This window comes from Catenulispora yoronensis, from assembly GCF_039531695.1.
Taxonomy (GTDB): domain Bacteria; phylum Actinomycetota; class Actinomycetes; order Streptomycetales; family Catenulisporaceae; genus Catenulispora; species Catenulispora yoronensis.
On sequence record NZ_BAAAQN010000024.1, the window covers coordinates 96,480 to 112,979 of the forward strand.

The window sequence follows — 16,500 nt, forward strand, 5'->3', positions numbered from 1 at the left end:
ATCCTAGTCGCCGCCCTTGCCGTCGGCGCGCGCTGTGAGTTGCCCGATGACTTCCGCGGCTGTCGTGCGCTCGCCGATCTGGGGGAAGACGCGGGCGATGACGTGGTCGTGGTCGACGAGGTCGCGGTCGGCCATGGCGTCGACGACATAGGCGACGCTGTAGTTGTGGGCGAAGGCCTCGCGGCCGGTCGTGTCGACACCGCGGCTGGTGGTGATGCCGGCGAGGACGATCTGCGTGACGCCGCGCCGACGGAGCTGGGTGTCGAGGTCGGTGCCGTGGAAGGCGCCCCACTGGTGCTTGGTGGCGCGGAGGTCGGTCGGCTGGGCGTCGAACTCGTCGACGATGGCGTCGTAGCCGGGCGGCGGCAGTTCGGCGTCGCCTTCCTCCTCTGCTTTCTCGGCCAGCGACTCCTCGTCGCGGCCTTTGGGGAGATCGGCGAAGTCGGGGGAGAAGGAGACGTTGACCAGGACAACGGGGAGATGCGCCGCGCGGAAGGCCGCGGCGAGTTCTCTACAGCGGGCTACTACTTCAAGACCGCTATAGGGGACTGAGGGCGGCAGGACAATGCCGCGCTGCAAGTCGATGAGGACGAGCGCTGCTTTGGGGTCTAGCGGGGACAGCGGCATGTTAGCTAGGACGAACATGGTGCCGAATCCGTTGCGTGCTTCGGCTTCGCCAGTGCTTCATTCACTCAGGCGGTCCAACAACTCCAGCGCCTCCACCACCGTCCGCAGCTCCGCCTCGTCGTATCGCTCTCGCAGCGCGCGCTCCAGCCACTCGTCGCGCGCGCGCCGCGAGCCCCGCACGGTCTCGTCGGCCTCCGGCGTCAGCTCGACCAGCTGGCGACGGCCGTCGGCGGGGTCGGGGCGGCGGCGGACGAGGCCGCGCTCCTCAAGCACGGCGATGGTCGCGGCCATGGACTGGGGCCGGACGCGTTCGGCCTTGGCCAGGTCGCTCGTGGAGGCCGGGCCGTCGGCGTCGAGGCGGCCCAGCGCGGCGAGCTGGGAGGCGGTCAGCTCGTGGACGTCGTCGACCTCGCGCAGGCGGCGGCGCAGGCGTCCGACGAGGACGCGGAGGGCGCGGGCGGCCTGGGCGGGATCGGGGGTGGTTGCCTCCATTTGCGCAGTTTAGGCTGCGCAGTTTGGGCTGTCCATCTTCCCCGCCGGTACCCTAACGACCATGAAGGTCCTCGTCATCGGCAACGGCGGCCGCGAGCACGCCATCGCCCGCGCCCTCAGTGCCGACCCCGCCGTCACCGCCCTCTACTGCGCTCCGGGCAATCCGGGCATCGCCGAGGTGGCGGAGCTTCGGGCCGTGGACGCGCTGGACCCGGCCGCGGTGCGCGATCTCGCGGTGGAGCTCGGCGTGGACCTCGTGGTGGTCGGACCGGAGGCGCCGTTGGTGGCGGGGGTCGCGGATCCGGTGCGGGAGGCGGGGATCCCGGTGTTCGGGCCGTCCAGGGCGGCGGCGGTGCTGGAGGGGTCGAAGGCCTTCTCGAAGGAAGTCATGGCGGCTGCCGGTATTCCGACCGCCAAGTCCTACGTGTGCCAGAGCGAGGACGAGTACAACAAGGCGCTCGACGAGTTCGTGGGCTTCCCCTACGTCGTCAAGGACGACGCGCTCGCGGCGGGCAAGGGTGTCGTCGTCACCGAGGACCGCGACGAGGCGCTGGCGCATGCGCGGGCCTGCGGCCGGGTGGTGATCGAGGAGTACCTCGACGGGCCCGAGGTGTCGCTGTTCGGCATCACCGACGGCGCGGCCGTCGTGCCGATGATGCCGTCGCAGGACTTCAAGCGGATCGGGGACGGGGACACCGGGCTGAACACCGGCGGTATGGGCTCCTACTGCCCGCTGCCGTGGGCGCCGGAAGGGCTGACGGAAGAGGTCGTCGACACCGTCATCCAGCCGTTGGTGGACGAGATGCGCCGGCGCGGCACTCCGTTCGCGGGCTTGGTGTTCGCGGGGCTGGCGCTGACCGCCAAGGGCCTGCGCGTCGTGGAGTTCAACGCCCGCTTCGGCGACCCCGAGACGCAGAGCGTGCTGGCGATGCTGGAGTCGTCGCTGTCCGAGCTGCTCTACGCAGCCGCTACTGGGACGCTCGCCGACGTTCCCGCCCCGCGCTGGCGCGACGGCGCCGCGGTCACCGTGGTGCTGGCCGCCGCCGGCTACCCCGGCACGCCTCGGGGCGGCGACGCCATCACCGGCATCGACGAGGCGGAGAAGCTCGACACCGTCGTGAACCAGGCCGGGACCAAGCGCGATGCCGAGGGTGTGCTGGTGACGTCGGGTGGTCGGGTGCTGGCCGTCACCGCCGTCGCGGGTGATATCGACGCTGCGCGCGCGAAGGCATATAAGGGTGTCGCCGCTGTGCGTTTCGACGGGGCGCAGCACCGTACCGACATCGCGGCGAAGGCAACAGCCTGACACGCCGAGGCGTGGCCTCAATCCCTTCCTGGTCCATCCGAAAGTGTGTATTCAAGCCACGCTGCTGACCTCCCCCGGGCTTTCGCGCTAGCCTTCGCAACAGGCTCGTAAGCGGCCTGGACGCTTGGGGGATCCATCAGCACGGTGACTGCGACCACGGCGCGGGTGAGCGCCCACAGGGCGGCTCGCGCGCTACTGCGCGTCCGCGCCTGGTTAATAGCCGGGTACGCCATGAGCGCCGCGGCGGTCTGTGCGGCCTTGGTCGCCGTGGTCCATGAGCGCGGTTGGACCGCCGACGCCCCCGGGGTGTTGGCGGCCGCGGCTGTGGTGTGCGTGCTGTGGGCGCTGCCCGCGGTGCGTGTTCATCGGAGCTCCGCGGTGTTGCCGAAGACGGTGCCGCTGAGCAGTGAGTCCGCCCCCGAGCTGGAGCTGCTGGTGCGGCAGCTGGCCCTGCAACTTCAGGTGCCGACGCCGGCCGGGATCGAGCTGTCCCCGGACTGCGACGCCTGGCTCGATCCCCGCCCCGGCGGGCCGGTGCTGGTCATCGGCGCGCCGTTCCTGTGGTGGCTGCGGGTCAGCGAGCTGCGCGGGCTGCTGGCCCCGTTGGTGGCCGGGATGGCGGCGGCCGGGGACGAGCGCATCGTGCGGGCGCGCGCGTTCGCGGCGCGGGCGGTGTGCGCGCTGCGCGGGCGGCCCGGCCGGACGCTGCGCGTGCTGCCGAACACCCGGCGGCGGCTGGCCGCCTACTTCGAGGCCCGGGCCGAGGTGCTGGAACGGGTCGTGGCGTGGGAGGCGGTGGCGGCCTCGCGGATGATCGAGCCCGCCGCTCGCGCCTATGCCCACGAGCAGATCAACATGGCCGCCGCCGGCTGGGACCGGGTGCTGACCCGGCTGGCGCAGCCGGCGTGGGAGTCCGGGTACTGCCCGGTGGGGCTGAACGTGGCGCTGGTCGGCGCGCTGACCTCCCTGGGGCGCCGGGACCGGATGGCCGGTTCGCTGGCGACGCGGCTGAGCGAGCGTCCGGCGTGCGACCTGTTGGAGGAGCCCGGGGCGGTGGACGCGCGCGCGTCGCTGATGGCCGCGGAGCTGTTCGACGGCCGGCGGATCGAGCGCACCGTGTCCTGGGAACGCTATGTCGCGGCGGTGACCGAGCCGGAGCTGGTGCGGCAGGCCGGGACGGTGCCGGAGGAACACCCCGCGGCCAAGCGGATACGGACGCTCATCGCCGAGGCCGGCGTGCCGGGGGCGCGGCGCGGCGAAGCGGACGGCGGCCCGCGGGCGGTCTCGCGGATTCCGGGTCCGCGCACGGCCCGCGGGTCGGAGGAGGAGCTCGGCGACGGGATCGAGGGGGCGCTGATCCCGGAGCAGGCCCACGAGCGCTCATGGGAGCAGTCCCTGGAACCGTCCTCGGAACTGGTCGCGGAGCCGTTCCCGGAACTGTTCCAGGAGCCCGATACCGACCGCCTCGCCGCCTATCTGGCGGTCCGGCTGGTCGAGGCCCGGCTCGCGGCCTGGGGGCTGGACTGGCTCGACGGGCCGGTGCTGCGCGATCGCGCGGGTGACCTGGTGCCGATCCATGACATAGCGGCCGCGCTCGCCGATACCGGCGACGTCTCCCGCCTTTCGGACTGGTTGGCGCGCAACGCGAGCTGAGGCAGGGCCAAACGCAACCTGAACAGGTCGGGAACGTCCCTAAGATGAGGACGCCATCCCGATCTTGAGGAATCCCATGCGTGATCCCGGTCGCCAACTGGACCCGGTTGTCTATCTGCTCCCGCTGCGGGGCTATCTCGGCGTGACTTACCTGTACGCCGCGTTCCAAAAGCTCCACGATCCGGCGTTTCTTGATGCCTCGGCGTCCGGCTCGTTCGCCGTGCAGACCGCGGCGTTGAAGCACAGCTCGCCGATCGGGTTCGCGCTGGGGCCCGCGCACGGCCACCCTTTAGTGTTCGGTCTGCTCATTGCCTTTGGGGAACTCGCGGTGGCGCTCGGCACGCTCCTGGGCCTGTGGACCCGCCTGGCCGCGGCCGGGGGTGTGGCGCTCGCGCTGACCTTTTATCTGACCGTCAGCTGGAATACCGATCCGTACTACCTCGGCTCCGATCTGGGTTTCGCGGTCGCGTTCCTGACGCTTGCCCTGGCCGGTCCTTCGAGGTGGTCGCTGGACACTTGGCTGGCGACCGCGTCGAAGGGCCAGGCGGCAGCGGTCCGCTCGGAGGAGTTCCTGCCGCGCCGTTCCTCCAGTAGCGGAGACTCTCGGCGCGTAGTCCTTAAGCGTGCAGCGGCAACCGGGATCACCGGGGGTGTCGCGATGCTGGGAGCGGCCGCGGTCGGCAAGCTGGGGCGGTCCGGCCGCTCCGCGCAGAGCCCGCAGGCGCAACTGCGGTCGAACGCTAATACGCCGAACGCTACAAACGTCACCGCGCCTGGCCTCGAAATCGCCACCGCCTCCATCCCCGCCACCGGCGCGGCCCGGCTGACGGCGCCGAGTGGCGATCCGGTCTTCGTCGCGCGCACGGCCGACGGCGGCTACAAGGCGTGCAGCGGAATCTGCACTCATGCCGGGTGCCCGATCGGCGTCGACCAGGCCAAGGGCGTTCTCGCCTGCCCCTGCCACGGGTCCACCTTCGATCCCCGGAGCGGCGCGGTCATCAACGGCCCGGCCAAGGATCCGCTGATGGCTTTCCCGGTCAGCGTTGCCGGCGGGGTACTGCGGGTGCAGGTCCCGAAAACGTAGCCGGTCGCGGCCGGTGGCGGCCGGTCGGGCTGTGTCGAGCCGGGCGCCCTAGTCGCGGCTCGACACGGCGGCGGTGGCTGCCGACTTGCAGGTCGTCACGTCCACGGCGGCCGTCAGCTGCACGCACAGCCTCATCCCGGCCTTCGGGTCGTTGAAGTGCACCATGTAGTAGCTGGTCAGCCCGCGGACGCAGACGTCCCGCAGCGCCCTGTCGGTCTCCGTCGCGCACTGCGCCTCGGAGAACGCGACCTGGTCGATGTTGTACTTCATGATCCTGCTGCCCAGGCCCATGGTGCAGGAGGCGACTGCGGAGGTGTTGGCCGCGGTGCGGCACCACTTAAGGCCGTCCGCGTACTGGTCTGCATGTATCGACAGGTAATACTGAGGCGCGTAGTAGTAGCACGGCCCTTGATAGCGCGCGGCCTGCTGCGCGCACGGATACATAGGGTCGGACGCCCTAAGCCAGGAGCTGTTCTTCACTCCGGGGACGTCGACCTCGAAGTTCTGCATGAAGACGCCTTCGGCGCAGGCGGTGCGCTGGCCGGGCTGTCCGAACCAGTCGCAGAAGGACAGCGCCTTGGGCAGGTCCATGTCGGCGACGAACATCGCGCCGTGGCCGATCCCGTGCAGGCAGGAGCCGTCGAGCTCCGGCGCGCACAGGGTGTGCAGCGCCTGCTCGGGGTCCGGGGCGTGCAGCACGGCGTGCTCGACGACGCCGTGCAGGTAGCCGTTGCCGCAGACGCCGTCCTGGAACGAGATCGCCTTCTTGAAGTCGTACGCGTACTTCTCCAGCGCGGCGTGGCCGAGGTCGTGGGCGATCGGGTGGCAGATCCGGGAGATGTCCGGGTGGTCGTCGACGATCTGCTGGAGCAGCGCGAGGGCCTGGGCCGGGTCGGTCTCGTCCAGCTTGGCGACCACCTGGTCGCGGACCGCCTCGTAGTGCGAGGGCGGGGCCGGCGTGGCGGCGGTGGGGGCCGCGCCGGGGACCGCAGGCGCGGTGGGCGCGGTGGGCGCGGTGACCCCGGCGGCGGCGGCCGACGTGCCGGCCCCGGCGGCCGGCGCCCAGCCCACCAGCGCGACCGCGATCAGCCCGGCGACCGTCAGCCAGACGCCCGCCAGGCAGGCCGTCCAGAGCCCGAAATCCCCCCGTCCACGTCCCATGGCAGAACGGTAGCGGACCCCGTGACAACCTGATGCGACTCCACTCTCGTGTACTGGGTGAAACTGCACGACGGACACACGACGGACACGACGGACACGAGGGGGCGGTAAATGCGGCTCTTGGGCATGCCAGGCAGACCCGACGACGGGGAGTTCGGCGCCCTGGTGGCGGCCCGGACCCCGGCGCTGCGTCGCACCGCCTACCTGATGTGCGGGGACTGGCACCAGGCGGAGGACCTGGTGCAGGTCGCCTTCATCAAACTGCACGCTTCATGGGGCCGGATACGACGCCGGGAGGACCTGGACGCCTACCTGCGCCGCACCCTGCTGCGCACCTGCATCGACGAGAAGCGGCACGCCCGGTGGCGCCGGGAGTTCCCGGCCTCCGACGGGCTGCCGGACCCCGCCGAGAGCCGCGCCGAGCGGGCCGGGCGCGGCGCCGAGCCGGACCCGGCCGAGGCCCTGACCACCCGGGACGCCCTGGTCGCCGCGCTGCGCGCGTTGCCGCCGGGGCAGCGGGCGACGCTGGTGCTGCGGTTCTGGGAGGACCACAGCGTGGAGGAGACCGCCCGGCTGCTCGGGTGCACGACCGGCACCGTGAAGAGTCAGACGGCCCGGGGGCTGACGGCGCTGCGCGCGGTACTCGCGAGCCCCGCGCACGCCGCCCGCCCCGATCGGTACACGAGGACGGAAAGGAAGGCATGACCCTGATGGGCGAGGGCGCCGGGGACGCCGGGATCACCGAGGGCACCCGAATCACCGAGGGCACCGGGATCACCGGGAGCACGGACAACACCGACATAACCAACGCGAAGCCGGAAATCACCGGCCCGGATGTCTCTGACCTGGACAGCGCCGGTCTGGACAGCTCTGGTCTGGACAACGCTGACCCGGTTGTCACCGACGCCGACCTCGAGTGGGCTCGCGACCTCTTCGAAGCTGCCCGCGGCGCGGCCGAGCCGGGGTACGACACCGACGTCGCGGCCCTCACCCGGGCCGGCGACCGGCGGCGGCACCGCCGGCTGGCGGGTACCGGCGGCGGGCTGCTCGGGATGGTCGCCGTGACCGTCGCCGTGGCGATGACGCTGGGTGCCGGCACCGTCGACCTCGGCGCGGCGCCCGGACCGGCCGGCGGCTGGGGCGGCCGCGCGTTGCGGGACGCCTTCCACTACGTGGACGTCACCGGCGGGGGCGGGCAGTTCGACTACCACGACAACGTGCCGCAGGCTGCCGCGGTCGACGCGGCGGCGCTGATCGGGTCCCTGGATCCGGACCGGTCCCATCTGCGGGCCCGGGATTCCGGGGAACAGCCGCCCCGGATCGTCGGGGACGACGACCCGGCCCTGAAGGACGCCGAAGCGTTGTTCATGGACTCGGCCTGGTACCGCGAGCCCGCCGACAACGGCGCCTCCCTGTCGGTGCAGCGGGCCCGGCTGGCCTATATGTTCTACCGGGACGTGAATGTCCTGCGTCAGCCGGTCGTCGCCATGGGCGGCGCCGTGGTGCCGCAGCCGTGCGGGCTCACGGTGGACCTCGGATTCCGGTTGGGGATGGAGCGGGCCTCGTCCCCGATGCCGGCCTGGTCCGCCTGCCGCACCACGGTGCTCGCCGACGGCTCCCGGGTCCAGACCACCAGCGCCGCCTTCGGCGCGGGCACCGAGACAGTGGCGATCCGGATCTTCGGCTCCGGGAACGTGGTCTCCGTCATCGGCTGGGACTACCCGGAGCCGGGCGGCCCCGACCCGGCCACGCCCGTCGCCCCGGAGTCGGTGGTGACGCCCTCGCCCTGGTCCGCGGACCGCTTCCGGGCGGCCCTGTCCGATCCGGCGATCGCCCCGGTCTTCGACCCGCGGCCGGCGCCGAACGCCGACGGCAGGCTGCTGATGCCGGCCGACCTGGGTCCGGACTGGAACTTCGACCAGACCGAAGGCCAGGTCACCACCGGGGAGTTCGTCATGGACAACGGGTGCCCCCGGACCGCAGCATCTTCGGCCTCGCGCCCGGCCGCGGCCAGAACTACGTCGGCCGGCTGGCCGACGGCTCCCCGGTCGGCGGCTTCGAGGGCGAGTACCGCCTGCCGAAGGGCACCGGCGCGGCGACCATGCGCGACGCCCGGGCCTCCAGCCAGGGCGGCTGCGATGTCACCCCCGGAGCCCCGTACTCCCGGGACTTCGTGATCGACCTGCCGTCCGGGATCGGCGACGACGCCTTCGTCGAGGACCAGCCGGGTGCCGGAACGGTCCGCGTGAACGTCCGCTTCGGCGACACGGTCCTGGAGCTGACCGTCACCCGTACCGGCACCGGACCGCTGGACCTGAGCACCGCCGCGAGCCGGGACTGGCTGACCGGGATCGCCCGCGCCATGGCCGCCCGCTGGACCGGCGCCAAGACCGGGGGCGGTGCCTGATGGGCGGCCGGTCCGAACCGGGTCGGCCGCCTCGAACCCGGGCAGCGTCGCCGGGTCCACCGGCGGCAGGCCGCGACGGCTCGGTGGGCTCCTGCGAATGGGTGGTCGGCGACCTGGCCGACGGGACCGGGCTGGACGAGGCGCTGGCCGGCGCCGACGTGGTGGTGCACGCCGCCTCGAGCACCCGCAAGCAGGGCAAGGGCGACACCGGCGCGGCCTGGCATCTCGTCGAGGCCGCCAAGCGCGGCGGACGGCGGCCGCCATCGAAACCGGCGGCCAGCAGGATGAATCGGCATCGCGACCGGCTGCCCAGCCACTATCAAAATGGGCAGCGGCCAACAGAACCAGGCAGCATCGGCGGCCGGCGAAACCGGTCCGGCCCGGGCCGCTCCCCACCGCCTGACCTGCACCGGTTAGGAGCGCGGGCGGCGTCCTGGGACAATCGGGTGACGAGACCTCGCGCCGGCGCGGCTCCCCCGCCCGGGGGTGCGCCGCCCGGCGCGGCCTCGGCGCCTCCCGCGTCCGAGGCCGCACAGGTCTGAGCCCGTACAGGTCGGTCTGAGCCCGCACAGGGTCTGAGCCCGCACAGCCAAGGAAGGCCGCCATGATCGAGCGTTACACCCTCCCCGAGATGGGCCGCGTGTGGTCCGAGGCCCACAAGTACGAGCTGTGGGCGCGGGTCGAGACGCTGGTCGTCGAGGCGCACGCGGCGGCCGGCACGATTCCGGAGTCCGCGGTGGAGCCGGTGCGCCGGGCGGCGCCGCCGACGCCGGAGGCGGTGGCCGAGATCGAGGCCGTCACCCAGCACGACGTGATCGCGTTCCTGTCGGCCTGGGCCGACAACACCGAGCCGCGCGAGGCCGCCGCCTTCGTGCACTTCGGCATGACCTCCTCGGACCTGCTGGACACCGCGCTGGCGCTCCAGCTCACCGAGGCCACCGACCTGCTGCTGGCCAAGGCCGACCAGCTGGTCGCGGTGCTGCGCGACCACGCGCTGGCGCACCGGGCCACGCTGCGCGTCGGCCGTACCCACGGCATCCACGGCGAGCCGGACGTCTGGGGCCACCGGGTCGCCGACTTCGCGTTCGGCGTCGCCCGCTCCCGGGACCGGCTGCGCCGGGCCCGCGAGGCGGTCGGCGTGATGGCCATCTCCGGCGCGGTCGGGACCTACTCCAACATCGACCCGGCGATCGAGGTCTTCGTCGCCGACAAGCTGGGCCTGACCGCCGCCGACGTGTCCACCCAGGTGATCCTGCGCGACGGCGTCTCGGAGTGGACCTCGGCGCTGGCGATCATGGCCACCGTGCTGGAGGCCATCGCGCTGGAGGTGCGGCACGGCCAGCGCACCGAGGTCCGCGAGCTGTGGGAGCCGTTCGGCAAGGGCCAGAAGGGCTCCTCGGCCATGCCCCACAAGAAGAACCCGATCATCTCCGAGCGCCTGGCCGGCATGGCCCGCATCGTCCGTGCCCAGATCGTCCCGGTGATGGAGGGCATCCCGCTGTGGCACGAGCGCGACATCTCGCACTCCTCCACCGAGCGCATCGCCCTCCCGGACGCCTCGATCGCCCTGGACTACATGCTGAACCTGACCATCCGCCTGATGAGCGGCCTGGTCGTGGACCCCGACCGGATGCGCGCCAACCTGGACTCCACCGGCGGCCTCGTCTACTCCTCCACGGTCCTGCTGGAGCTGGTGGAGATGGGCCTGGAGCGCGACACCCAGGCCTACCCGCTGACCCAGCGCGCCTCGATGAAGACCTGGGAGACCGGCCGCCCGTTCCGCGAGACCCTCCGCGAGGAGGCCGCTACCGCCGGCCTGGAGATCGACGAGGCCCGCCTGGACGAGGCCACCCGGCCGGAGCGCTTCGTACAGCGCCTGGACGGGATGTTCGAGAAGCTGGCGAAGCTGAGCTGACGGCGGCCGATCCGGCCGCCGAGACTCGTGCAACCGTCGGGGCCGCAGACCCTTGTCCGCAGCCCCGACGTGCTGCTCCGCCCCGCTGACCAGGCCATCAGCATTCTGTTATGACTGTTTCCCGTGAAACAATCGGCGTCCGGCGCCCGGTGGCGCCCCGTACCGCCCCCGGCTACGCCGATCGAAGGATCGCCGCGTCCGCCGGTACGCTGATCCCGTGATCACCGGCCTGAACCACCTCGCCAGCGGCAAGATCCGAGACCTGTACGCGGTCGGGGACGATCTGCTGCTCGTCGCCTCGGACAAGATCTCCGCGTACGACTACGTGCTGGAGAGCGAGATCCCCGACAAGGGGCGGATCCTGACGCAGCTGTCGATGTGGTGGTTCGGGCAGCTCGCCGACCTGGTGCCGAACCATGTGATCACCGCCGACGTGGACAAGTTCCCGGCGGAGCTCGCGCCGTACAAGGACGAGCTGCGCGGGCGCGCGATGCTGTGCCGGCGGCTGGACATGGTCGCGGTGGAGTGCGTGGCGCGCGGCTATCTGACGGGGTCCGGGCTCGCCGAGTACGAGCAGACGGGCACCGCCAACGGAGTGCCGCTGCCGGCCGGCCTGGTCGACGGGTCGCGCCTGGACCGGCCGATCTTCACCCCGGCGATGAAGGCCGAGGTCGGGGCGCACGACGAGAACGTCAGCTTCGAGGAGATGGCCGAGCGGATCGCCGACCCCGAACTGGCGGCCCGCCTGAAGGACCTGACGCTGGCCGTCTACAGCCGCGCCCGCGACATCGCCGAGGGCCGTGGCATCCTGCTCGCCGACACCAAGTTCGAGTTCGGCCGGCTGCCCGGCGGCACGCTGGTGCTCGCCGACGAGGTGCTGACCCCGGACTCCTCCCGCTTCTGGCCCGCCGACGAATGGCGCCCCGGCCGCCCGCAGGCCTCCTACGACAAGCAGTACGTCCGCGACTGGCTCACCTCCCCGGCCTCCGGCTGGGACCGCAAGTCCGACACCCCGCCGCCGGCCCTGCCGGAGGAGGTCGTGCAGGCCACCCGGGCCCGCTACGTCGAGGCCTACGAGCGCCTGACCGGCGAGAAGTTCGACTAAGAGGCACAGGTCACAGGGTCGGGTCATAGAGTCTGCCTATGACCCCATCCTTGATCGGGGGCTAGTGGCGGACACCGCCGGGGCTGAGCCTTGAGGTATGGCTGACACGGCGCAGGTCCTCATCCCTCCGAAGCACCACGCCTCCGCACCCGCGAACCCCGTCCCGGCCAAGCCCGGTACCGCGAACCCCACCGCCAAGCACCTCCGCGCCGCCTTCCGCCCCATAGGCCCGAACTGGTACGCCTCCGTCATGGGCACCGCCATCGTCGCCAACGCCGGCGCCACGCTGCCCGGCTTCGCCTCCGGCGTCCCCCGCTTCGCGATCACCCTGGTCTGGGCCGCCGCGACCCTCTGGCTGGCCGTGGTCCTCCTGGCACGCGCCGCGCACTGGCGCTGGCACGCCGACCAGGCCCGCCGCGACCTGCTCGATCCGGCCGTCGCCCCCTTCTACGGCTGCCTGTCCATGGCGATGACCGCGGTCGCGGCCGGGACCATGATCGTCGGCAGGGGCTGGATCGGGGAGGGCGCCGCGCTCGGTCTGGCCTGGCCGCTGTGGCTGGCCGGCACCCTGGTCGGCCTGGCCACCGCCGTGGTCGTGCCGTACCTGATGATGACCCGCCACGAGCTGCCGCCGGGCAGTGCGGCCCCGGCGTGGCTGCTGCCCGTCGTCCCGCCGATGGTCTCGGCCGCCACCGGTCCGCAGCTGGTCCCGCACCTGGCCGCCGGGCAGGCCCGCGCCACCATGGTCTTCGGCTGCTACGCGATGTTCGGCATCAGCCTGCTGGCGACCCTCGTGATCCTCCCGCTGATCTTCGGCAAGCTGGTCCACCACCGGGTCGGGGCGTTGGCCGCCACCCCGGGCCTGTTCCTGGTGCTCGGCCCGCTCGGGCAGTCGGTGACCGCCGTCAACAACCTCGCCGATGTCGCGCCCGGCGCGGTGGGCCCGCAGGCGGCGGCCCTGCTCCGGCCGCTCGCCGTGGCCTACGGCGTCCCAGTGCTGGGCTTCGCCATGATCTGGCTGCTCATCGCGTCGCTGATGGTTGTCGAGGCCTTGGCGAAGGGCATGCCGTTCGCCCTCACCTGGTGGGCCTTCACCTTCCCGGTCGGCACCTGCGTGACCGGCGCCGCCGGCCTGTGGCGCCACACCGGCCTGACCGCGTACGCCGCCCTCGCCGCCGCGCTGTACGTCCTGCTGGTCGGCGCCTGGGCGGTCACGGCGGCCCGGACGGCCGGACTCGTGCGGGTGTTCGCCCGGCCGGGACCATCCATAACCGCCGGTAGACTGGGGATCACCGCCACCCAGTAGCCGCGGCGCGGACGTGCCGCGGCTGAAGCGAATGGGAGTACCCGTGGCCCGCGTCCTCGTCGACGTCATGCTCAAGCCCGAGATCCTCGACCCCCAGGGGCAGGCGGTGCAGCGCGCACTGCCTCGAATGGGCTTCGACTCCGTCACCAACGTCCGCCAGGGCAAGCGCTTCGAGCTGGAGCTCGAGGACGCCGACCCGGCGACCCTGAAGGCCACCGCGGCCGCGATGGCCGAGAAGCTGCTGGCCAACACCGTGATCGAGGACTTCGAGGTCACGGTGCTCACGGCCGGCGGCGCCCCCGCCGACACCGCCGAGAACGCCTGATGCCGGCCCGTATCGGCGTCGTCACCTTCCCCGGCACCCTGGACGACCAGCAGGCGCTGCGCGCCGCCGCGGCGGTCGGGGCCGAGCCGGTGAAGCTGTGGCACCGTGACAAGAACCTGCACCAGGTGGACGCGGTCGTGCTCCCCGGTGGCTTCTCCTACGGCGACTACCTGCGGGCCGGCGCCATCGCGCGGTTCTCCCCGGTGATGGACCCGATCATCGACGCGGCCCGCGACGGCCTGCCGGTCCTGGGTATCTGCAACGGCTTCCAGGTGCTGTGCGAGGCGCACCTGCTCGAAGGCGCGATGATCCGCAACGGCGACCTGCACTTCATCAACCGCGACGTGAAGCTGCGGATCGAGAACAACCGCACCGTCTGGACCTCGGACTACGAGGCCGGCGCCGAGGCGGTCATCCCGATCAAGAACATGGACGGCCGCTTCGTCGCCGACGAGCGCACCCTGGACGCGCTGGAGGCCGAGGGCCGCGTCCTGGCCCGCTACACGGCCAACCCGAACGGCGCCGCGCGCGACATCGCCGGCATCAGCAACGCCGCCGGCAACGTCGTCGGCCTGATGCCGCACCCGGAGTACGCCATCGACGACCTGACCGGGCCCTACCCCGGCCCCGGCACCGACGGCCTGCCGTTCTTCACCTCGATCCTCAAGAGCTTGGTTTCCGCATGAGCACCGGCACCTCCTCCGAGCACTCCGAGCACGTCTTCGACACCACCGACGTGTTCCAGGACACCGCGGCGTCCTTCGACACCGTCGCCAAGGCCGAGGCCAGTCCGGACGTCAAGCAGCCGTTCCGCGAGCTCGGCATGACCGAGGACGAGTACCTGCGGGTCCGCGAGATCCTGGGCCGCCGCCCCAGCTCCTCGGAGCTGGCCATGTACTCGGTCATGTGGTCCGAGCACTGCTCCTACAAGTCCTCCAAGGTGCACCTGCGCCAGTTCGGCGAGAAGGCCCCCAAGACCGCCGCGCTGCTGGTCGGCCCGGGCGAGAACGCCGGCGTCGTGGACGTCGGCGAGGGTCTGGCCGTCACCTTCAAGGTGGAGTCGCACAACCACCCCTCCTACGTCGAGCCCTACCAGGGCGCGGCCACCGGCGTCGGCGGCATCGTCCGCGACATCCTGACCATGGGCGCCCGGCCGATCGGCGTCATGGACCCGCTGCGCTTCGGCCCGGCCGACGCCCCGGACACCGCCCGGGTGCTGCCGGGCGTGGTGGCCGGCGTCGGCGGCTACGGCAACTGCCTGGGCGTGCCGAACATCGGCGGCGAGATCGTCTTCGACCCCTGCTACCTGGGCAACCCGCTGGTGAACGCGCTGTGCGTGGGCGTCATGCGGGCCGACGAGATCAAGCTGGCCAAGGCCCCCGGCCCCGGCAACCAGGTGATCCTGTTCGGCGCCCGCACCGGCGGCGACGGCATCGGCGGCGCCTCGGTGCTGGCCAGCGCCACCTTCGACGAGGACGGCCCGGCCAAGCGCCCCAGCGTGCAGGTCGGCGACCCGTTCATGGAGAAGGTGCTCATCGAGTGCTGCCTGGAGATCTTCGCCGCCGACCTGGTCGTCGGCATCCAGGACCTGGGCGCGGCCGGCCTGACCTGCTCCACCACCGAGCTGGCCGCGGCCGGCACCGGCGGCATGGACGTCCGGCTGGACCTGGCCCCGCTGCGCGACTCGACGCTGACCCCTGAGGAAGTCCTCATGTCGGAGTCGCAGGAGCGGATGATGGCCGTCGTCGAGCCGGCCAAGGTCGAGGCCTTCCTCGCGGTCTGCGAGAAGTGGGACGTCACCGCCACCGCGCTCGGTGAGGTCACCGACAGCGGCCGGCTGCGCATGTGGTGGCACGGCGAGCTGATCGTCGACGTCCCGCCGCGCACCCTGGCCCACGAGGGCCCGGTCTACAACCGGCCCTTCGCCCGCCCGCAGTGGCAGGACGCGCTCCAGGCCGACGCCCCGACCCCGGAGCGGCTGACCCGCCCGGCGAACGCCGAGCAGCTGCGCGCCACCCTGCTGCGCCTGGTCGGCTCGCCGAACCTGGCCGACAAGAGCTGGGCCCTGGAGCAGTACGACCACCGGGTGCAGGGCAACACCGTCCTGGGCCACGGCGAGGACTCCGGCCTGGTGCGCCTGGACGCCGCCCGGCCCGGCACCTCGCTCGGCGTCGCGCTGGCCACCGACGGCAACGGCCGGTTCGCCAAGCTCGACCCCTACTCCGGCGCGCAGCTGGCGCTCGCCGAGGCCTACCGCAACGTGGCCGCCACCGGCGCCAAGCCGCTGGCCGTCACCGACTGCCTGAACTTCGGCTCGCCGGAGGACCCGGACGTCATGTGGCAGTTCGCCGAGGCCTGCCGCGGCCTGGCCGACGCCTGCCTGGAGCTGGGGACCCCGGTCACCGGCGGCAACGTGTCGTTCTACAACCAGACCGGCGAGACGAACATCCACCCCACGCCGGTGGTCGGCGTGCTCGGCGTGATCGACGACGTCGACCGCCGCACCCGGTCGGCCTTCGAGCGCGAGGGCGAGATCCTGCTGCTGCTCGGCGACACCCGCGACGAGTTCGGCGGCTCGGAATGGGCGCACGAGGTGCACAGCCACCTCGGCGGCCTGCCCCCGCGCGTGGACCTGGCCCGCGAGAAGGTGCTCGGCGAGGTCCTGATCGCCGGCTCCCGCGACGGCATGCTGTCCGCCGCGCACGACCTCTCCGACGGCGGCCTGGCCCAGGCGGTCGTGGAGAGCTGCCTGCGCGGCGGCCACGGCGCCCGCCTGGTGCTCCCCGAGACCGACGCCGAGGGCGCCCCGCTGGACCCGTTCGTCGCGCTGTTCTCCGAGTCGGCGGGCCGCGCGGTCGTGGCCGTGCCGCGCAGCGAGGAGCTGCGCTTCACGGACATGTGCGTGGCCCGCGGACTGCCGGTGGCCCGCGTGGGCGTGGTCGACGGCACCGCACTGGAGGTGCAAGGCCAGTTCACCGTGCCGCTCGACGAGCTGCGGGCGGCGCACACCGCGCCGTTCCGGAAGCTGTTCGGGCACTCGGTGGTAGACGCCTGACGTAGGAAAAGTACTTAGGAGGGTCCCTGCTGTGCGGGGGCCCTCCTGCTTTAGCTTAGGCTCC

The 16,500-nt window shown here is 72.3% G+C and carries 16 protein-coding genes; 13 read left to right on the top strand and 3 right to left on the bottom strand.

The genetic code is table 11. From position 1 onward, the window contains the following. Window positions 1–3: 3 nt before the first annotated feature. Both ABD481_RS20955 and ABD481_RS20960 read right to left on the bottom strand, forming a co-directional pair. Window positions 4–645 (bottom strand): isochorismatase family protein, encoded by a 642-nt coding sequence (locus tag ABD481_RS20955; RefSeq protein ID WP_344667398.1) that lies wholly within the window; start codon window positions 643–645, stop codon window positions 4–6. 39 nt (window positions 646–684) lie between these two features. Continuing rightward, complete coding sequence (locus ABD481_RS20960; RefSeq protein ID WP_344667399.1) at window positions 685–1,119, bottom strand: MarR family winged helix-turn-helix transcriptional regulator; 435 nt, start codon at window positions 1,117–1,119, stop codon at window positions 685–687. Window positions 1,120–1,180: 61 nt separating this feature from the next. On the opposite strand from ABD481_RS20960, the gene purD reads away from it, so the two are divergent. The 3 genes from purD (at window position 1,181) to ABD481_RS20975 (ending at window position 5,162) form a co-directional block, all read left to right on the top strand. After that, window positions 1,181–2,425, top strand: coding sequence for a phosphoribosylamine--glycine ligase (gene purD, locus ABD481_RS20965; RefSeq protein ID WP_344667400.1), 1,245 nt, complete (start codon window positions 1,181–1,183; stop codon window positions 2,423–2,425). A 144-nt stretch (window positions 2,426–2,569) separates the two neighbouring features. Then, entirely contained in the window at window positions 2,570–4,078 is a 1,509-nt protein-coding gene (locus ABD481_RS20970; RefSeq protein ID WP_344667401.1) for a M48 family metalloprotease, read from the top strand. Between the two features lie 76 nt (window positions 4,079–4,154). Next, the gene (locus ABD481_RS20975) at window positions 4,155–5,162 is read left to right on the top strand and encodes a Rieske 2Fe-2S domain-containing protein (protein WP_344667402.1); all 1,008 of its coding nucleotides are present in this window, start codon (window positions 4,155–4,157) and stop codon (window positions 5,160–5,162) included. Between the two features lie 48 nt (window positions 5,163–5,210). Here the strand turns inward: ABD481_RS20975 and ABD481_RS20980 are convergent, their stop codons facing one another. Further along, window positions 5,211–6,323: a hypothetical protein gene (locus ABD481_RS20980; protein WP_344667403.1), complete on the bottom strand. Its 1,113-nt coding sequence runs from the start codon at window positions 6,321–6,323 to the stop codon at window positions 5,211–5,213. Between the two features lie 126 nt (window positions 6,324–6,449). On the opposite strand from ABD481_RS20980, the gene ABD481_RS20985 reads away from it, so the two are divergent. The 10 genes from ABD481_RS20985 (at window position 6,450) to purL (ending at window position 16,436) form a co-directional block, all read left to right on the top strand. Further along, window positions 6,450–7,028, top strand: a complete 579-nt coding sequence (locus ABD481_RS20985; protein ID WP_344667404.1) for a SigE family RNA polymerase sigma factor — start codon at window positions 6,450–6,452, stop codon at window positions 7,026–7,028. Beyond that, window positions 7,025–8,500 (top strand): hypothetical protein, encoded by a 1,476-nt coding sequence (locus tag ABD481_RS20990; RefSeq protein ID WP_344667405.1) that lies wholly within the window; start codon window positions 7,025–7,027, stop codon window positions 8,498–8,500. Before ABD481_RS20985 ends, ABD481_RS20990 begins: the two co-directional genes overlap by 4 nt. After that, entirely contained in the window at window positions 8,497–8,730 is a 234-nt protein-coding gene (locus ABD481_RS20995) for a hypothetical protein (RefSeq protein WP_344667406.1), read from the top strand. Before ABD481_RS20990 ends, ABD481_RS20995 begins: the two co-directional genes overlap by 4 nt. An 83-nt stretch (window positions 8,731–8,813) precedes the next feature. Further along, on the top strand, window positions 8,814–9,272 hold the full coding sequence (locus ABD481_RS21000; protein ID WP_344667407.1) for an SDR family oxidoreductase: 459 nt from the start codon (window positions 8,814–8,816) through the stop codon (window positions 9,270–9,272). A gap of 62 nt (window positions 9,273–9,334) precedes the next feature. Continuing rightward, window positions 9,335–10,645, top strand: a complete 1,311-nt coding sequence (purB, locus tag ABD481_RS21005) for an adenylosuccinate lyase (RefSeq protein WP_344667408.1) — start codon at window positions 9,335–9,337, stop codon at window positions 10,643–10,645. A 217-nt stretch (window positions 10,646–10,862) separates the two neighbouring features. Then, window positions 10,863–11,750 carry a phosphoribosylaminoimidazolesuccinocarboxamide synthase gene (locus ABD481_RS21010; RefSeq protein WP_344667409.1) on the top strand — a complete coding sequence of 296 codons (888 nt, stop codon included), beginning with the start codon at window positions 10,863–10,865 and terminating at the stop codon, window positions 11,748–11,750. 97 nt (window positions 11,751–11,847) lie between these two features. After that, window positions 11,848–13,056: a TDT family transporter gene (locus ABD481_RS21015; RefSeq protein WP_344667410.1), complete on the top strand. Its 1,209-nt coding sequence runs from the start codon at window positions 11,848–11,850 to the stop codon at window positions 13,054–13,056. 43 nt (window positions 13,057–13,099) lie between these two features. Further along, window positions 13,100–13,381: a phosphoribosylformylglycinamidine synthase subunit PurS gene (gene purS / locus ABD481_RS21020; protein ID WP_344667411.1), complete on the top strand. Its 282-nt coding sequence runs from the start codon at window positions 13,100–13,102 to the stop codon at window positions 13,379–13,381. After that, on the top strand, window positions 13,381–14,067 hold the full coding sequence (gene purQ / locus ABD481_RS21025) for a phosphoribosylformylglycinamidine synthase subunit PurQ (protein ID WP_344667412.1): 687 nt from the start codon (window positions 13,381–13,383) through the stop codon (window positions 14,065–14,067). The genes purS and purQ overlap by 1 nt, the downstream gene beginning before the upstream one ends. After that, window positions 14,064–16,436, top strand: a complete 2,373-nt coding sequence (gene purL / locus ABD481_RS21030; RefSeq protein ID WP_344667413.1) for a phosphoribosylformylglycinamidine synthase subunit PurL — start codon at window positions 14,064–14,066, stop codon at window positions 16,434–16,436. The genes purQ and purL overlap by 4 nt, the downstream gene beginning before the upstream one ends. Window positions 16,437–16,500: the final 64 nt, after the last annotated feature.

Bases quoted from the DNA above. Each gene is read 5' to 3' on its own strand.
- purB (WP_344667408.1), top strand. From the start codon at position 9,335: ATGATCGAGCGTTACACCCTCCCCGAGATGGGCCGCGTGTGGTCCGAG.
- ABD481_RS20955 (WP_344667398.1), bottom strand. From the start codon at position 645: ATGTTCGTCCTAGCTAACATGCCGCTGTCCCCGCTAGACCCCAAAGCA.
- ABD481_RS20985 (WP_344667404.1), top strand. From the start codon at position 6,450: ATGCCAGGCAGACCCGACGACGGGGAGTTCGGCGCCCTGGTGGCGGCC.
- purD (WP_344667400.1), top strand. From the start codon at position 1,181: ATGAAGGTCCTCGTCATCGGCAACGGCGGCCGCGAGCACGCCATCGCC.
- ABD481_RS20975 (WP_344667402.1), top strand. From the start codon at position 4,155: ATGCGTGATCCCGGTCGCCAACTGGACCCGGTTGTCTATCTGCTCCCG.
- purQ (WP_344667412.1), top strand. From the start codon at position 13,381: ATGCCGGCCCGTATCGGCGTCGTCACCTTCCCCGGCACCCTGGACGAC.
- ABD481_RS20980 (WP_344667403.1), bottom strand. From the start codon at position 6,323: ATGGGACGTGGACGGGGGGATTTCGGGCTCTGGACGGCCTGCCTGGCG.
- purL (WP_344667413.1), top strand. From the start codon at position 14,064: ATGAGCACCGGCACCTCCTCCGAGCACTCCGAGCACGTCTTCGACACC.
- ABD481_RS20990 (WP_344667405.1), top strand. From the start codon at position 7,025: ATGACCCTGATGGGCGAGGGCGCCGGGGACGCCGGGATCACCGAGGGC.
- ABD481_RS20960 (WP_344667399.1), bottom strand. From the start codon at position 1,119: ATGGAGGCAACCACCCCCGATCCCGCCCAGGCCGCCCGCGCCCTCCGC.
- ABD481_RS21015 (WP_344667410.1), top strand. From the start codon at position 11,848: ATGGCTGACACGGCGCAGGTCCTCATCCCTCCGAAGCACCACGCCTCC.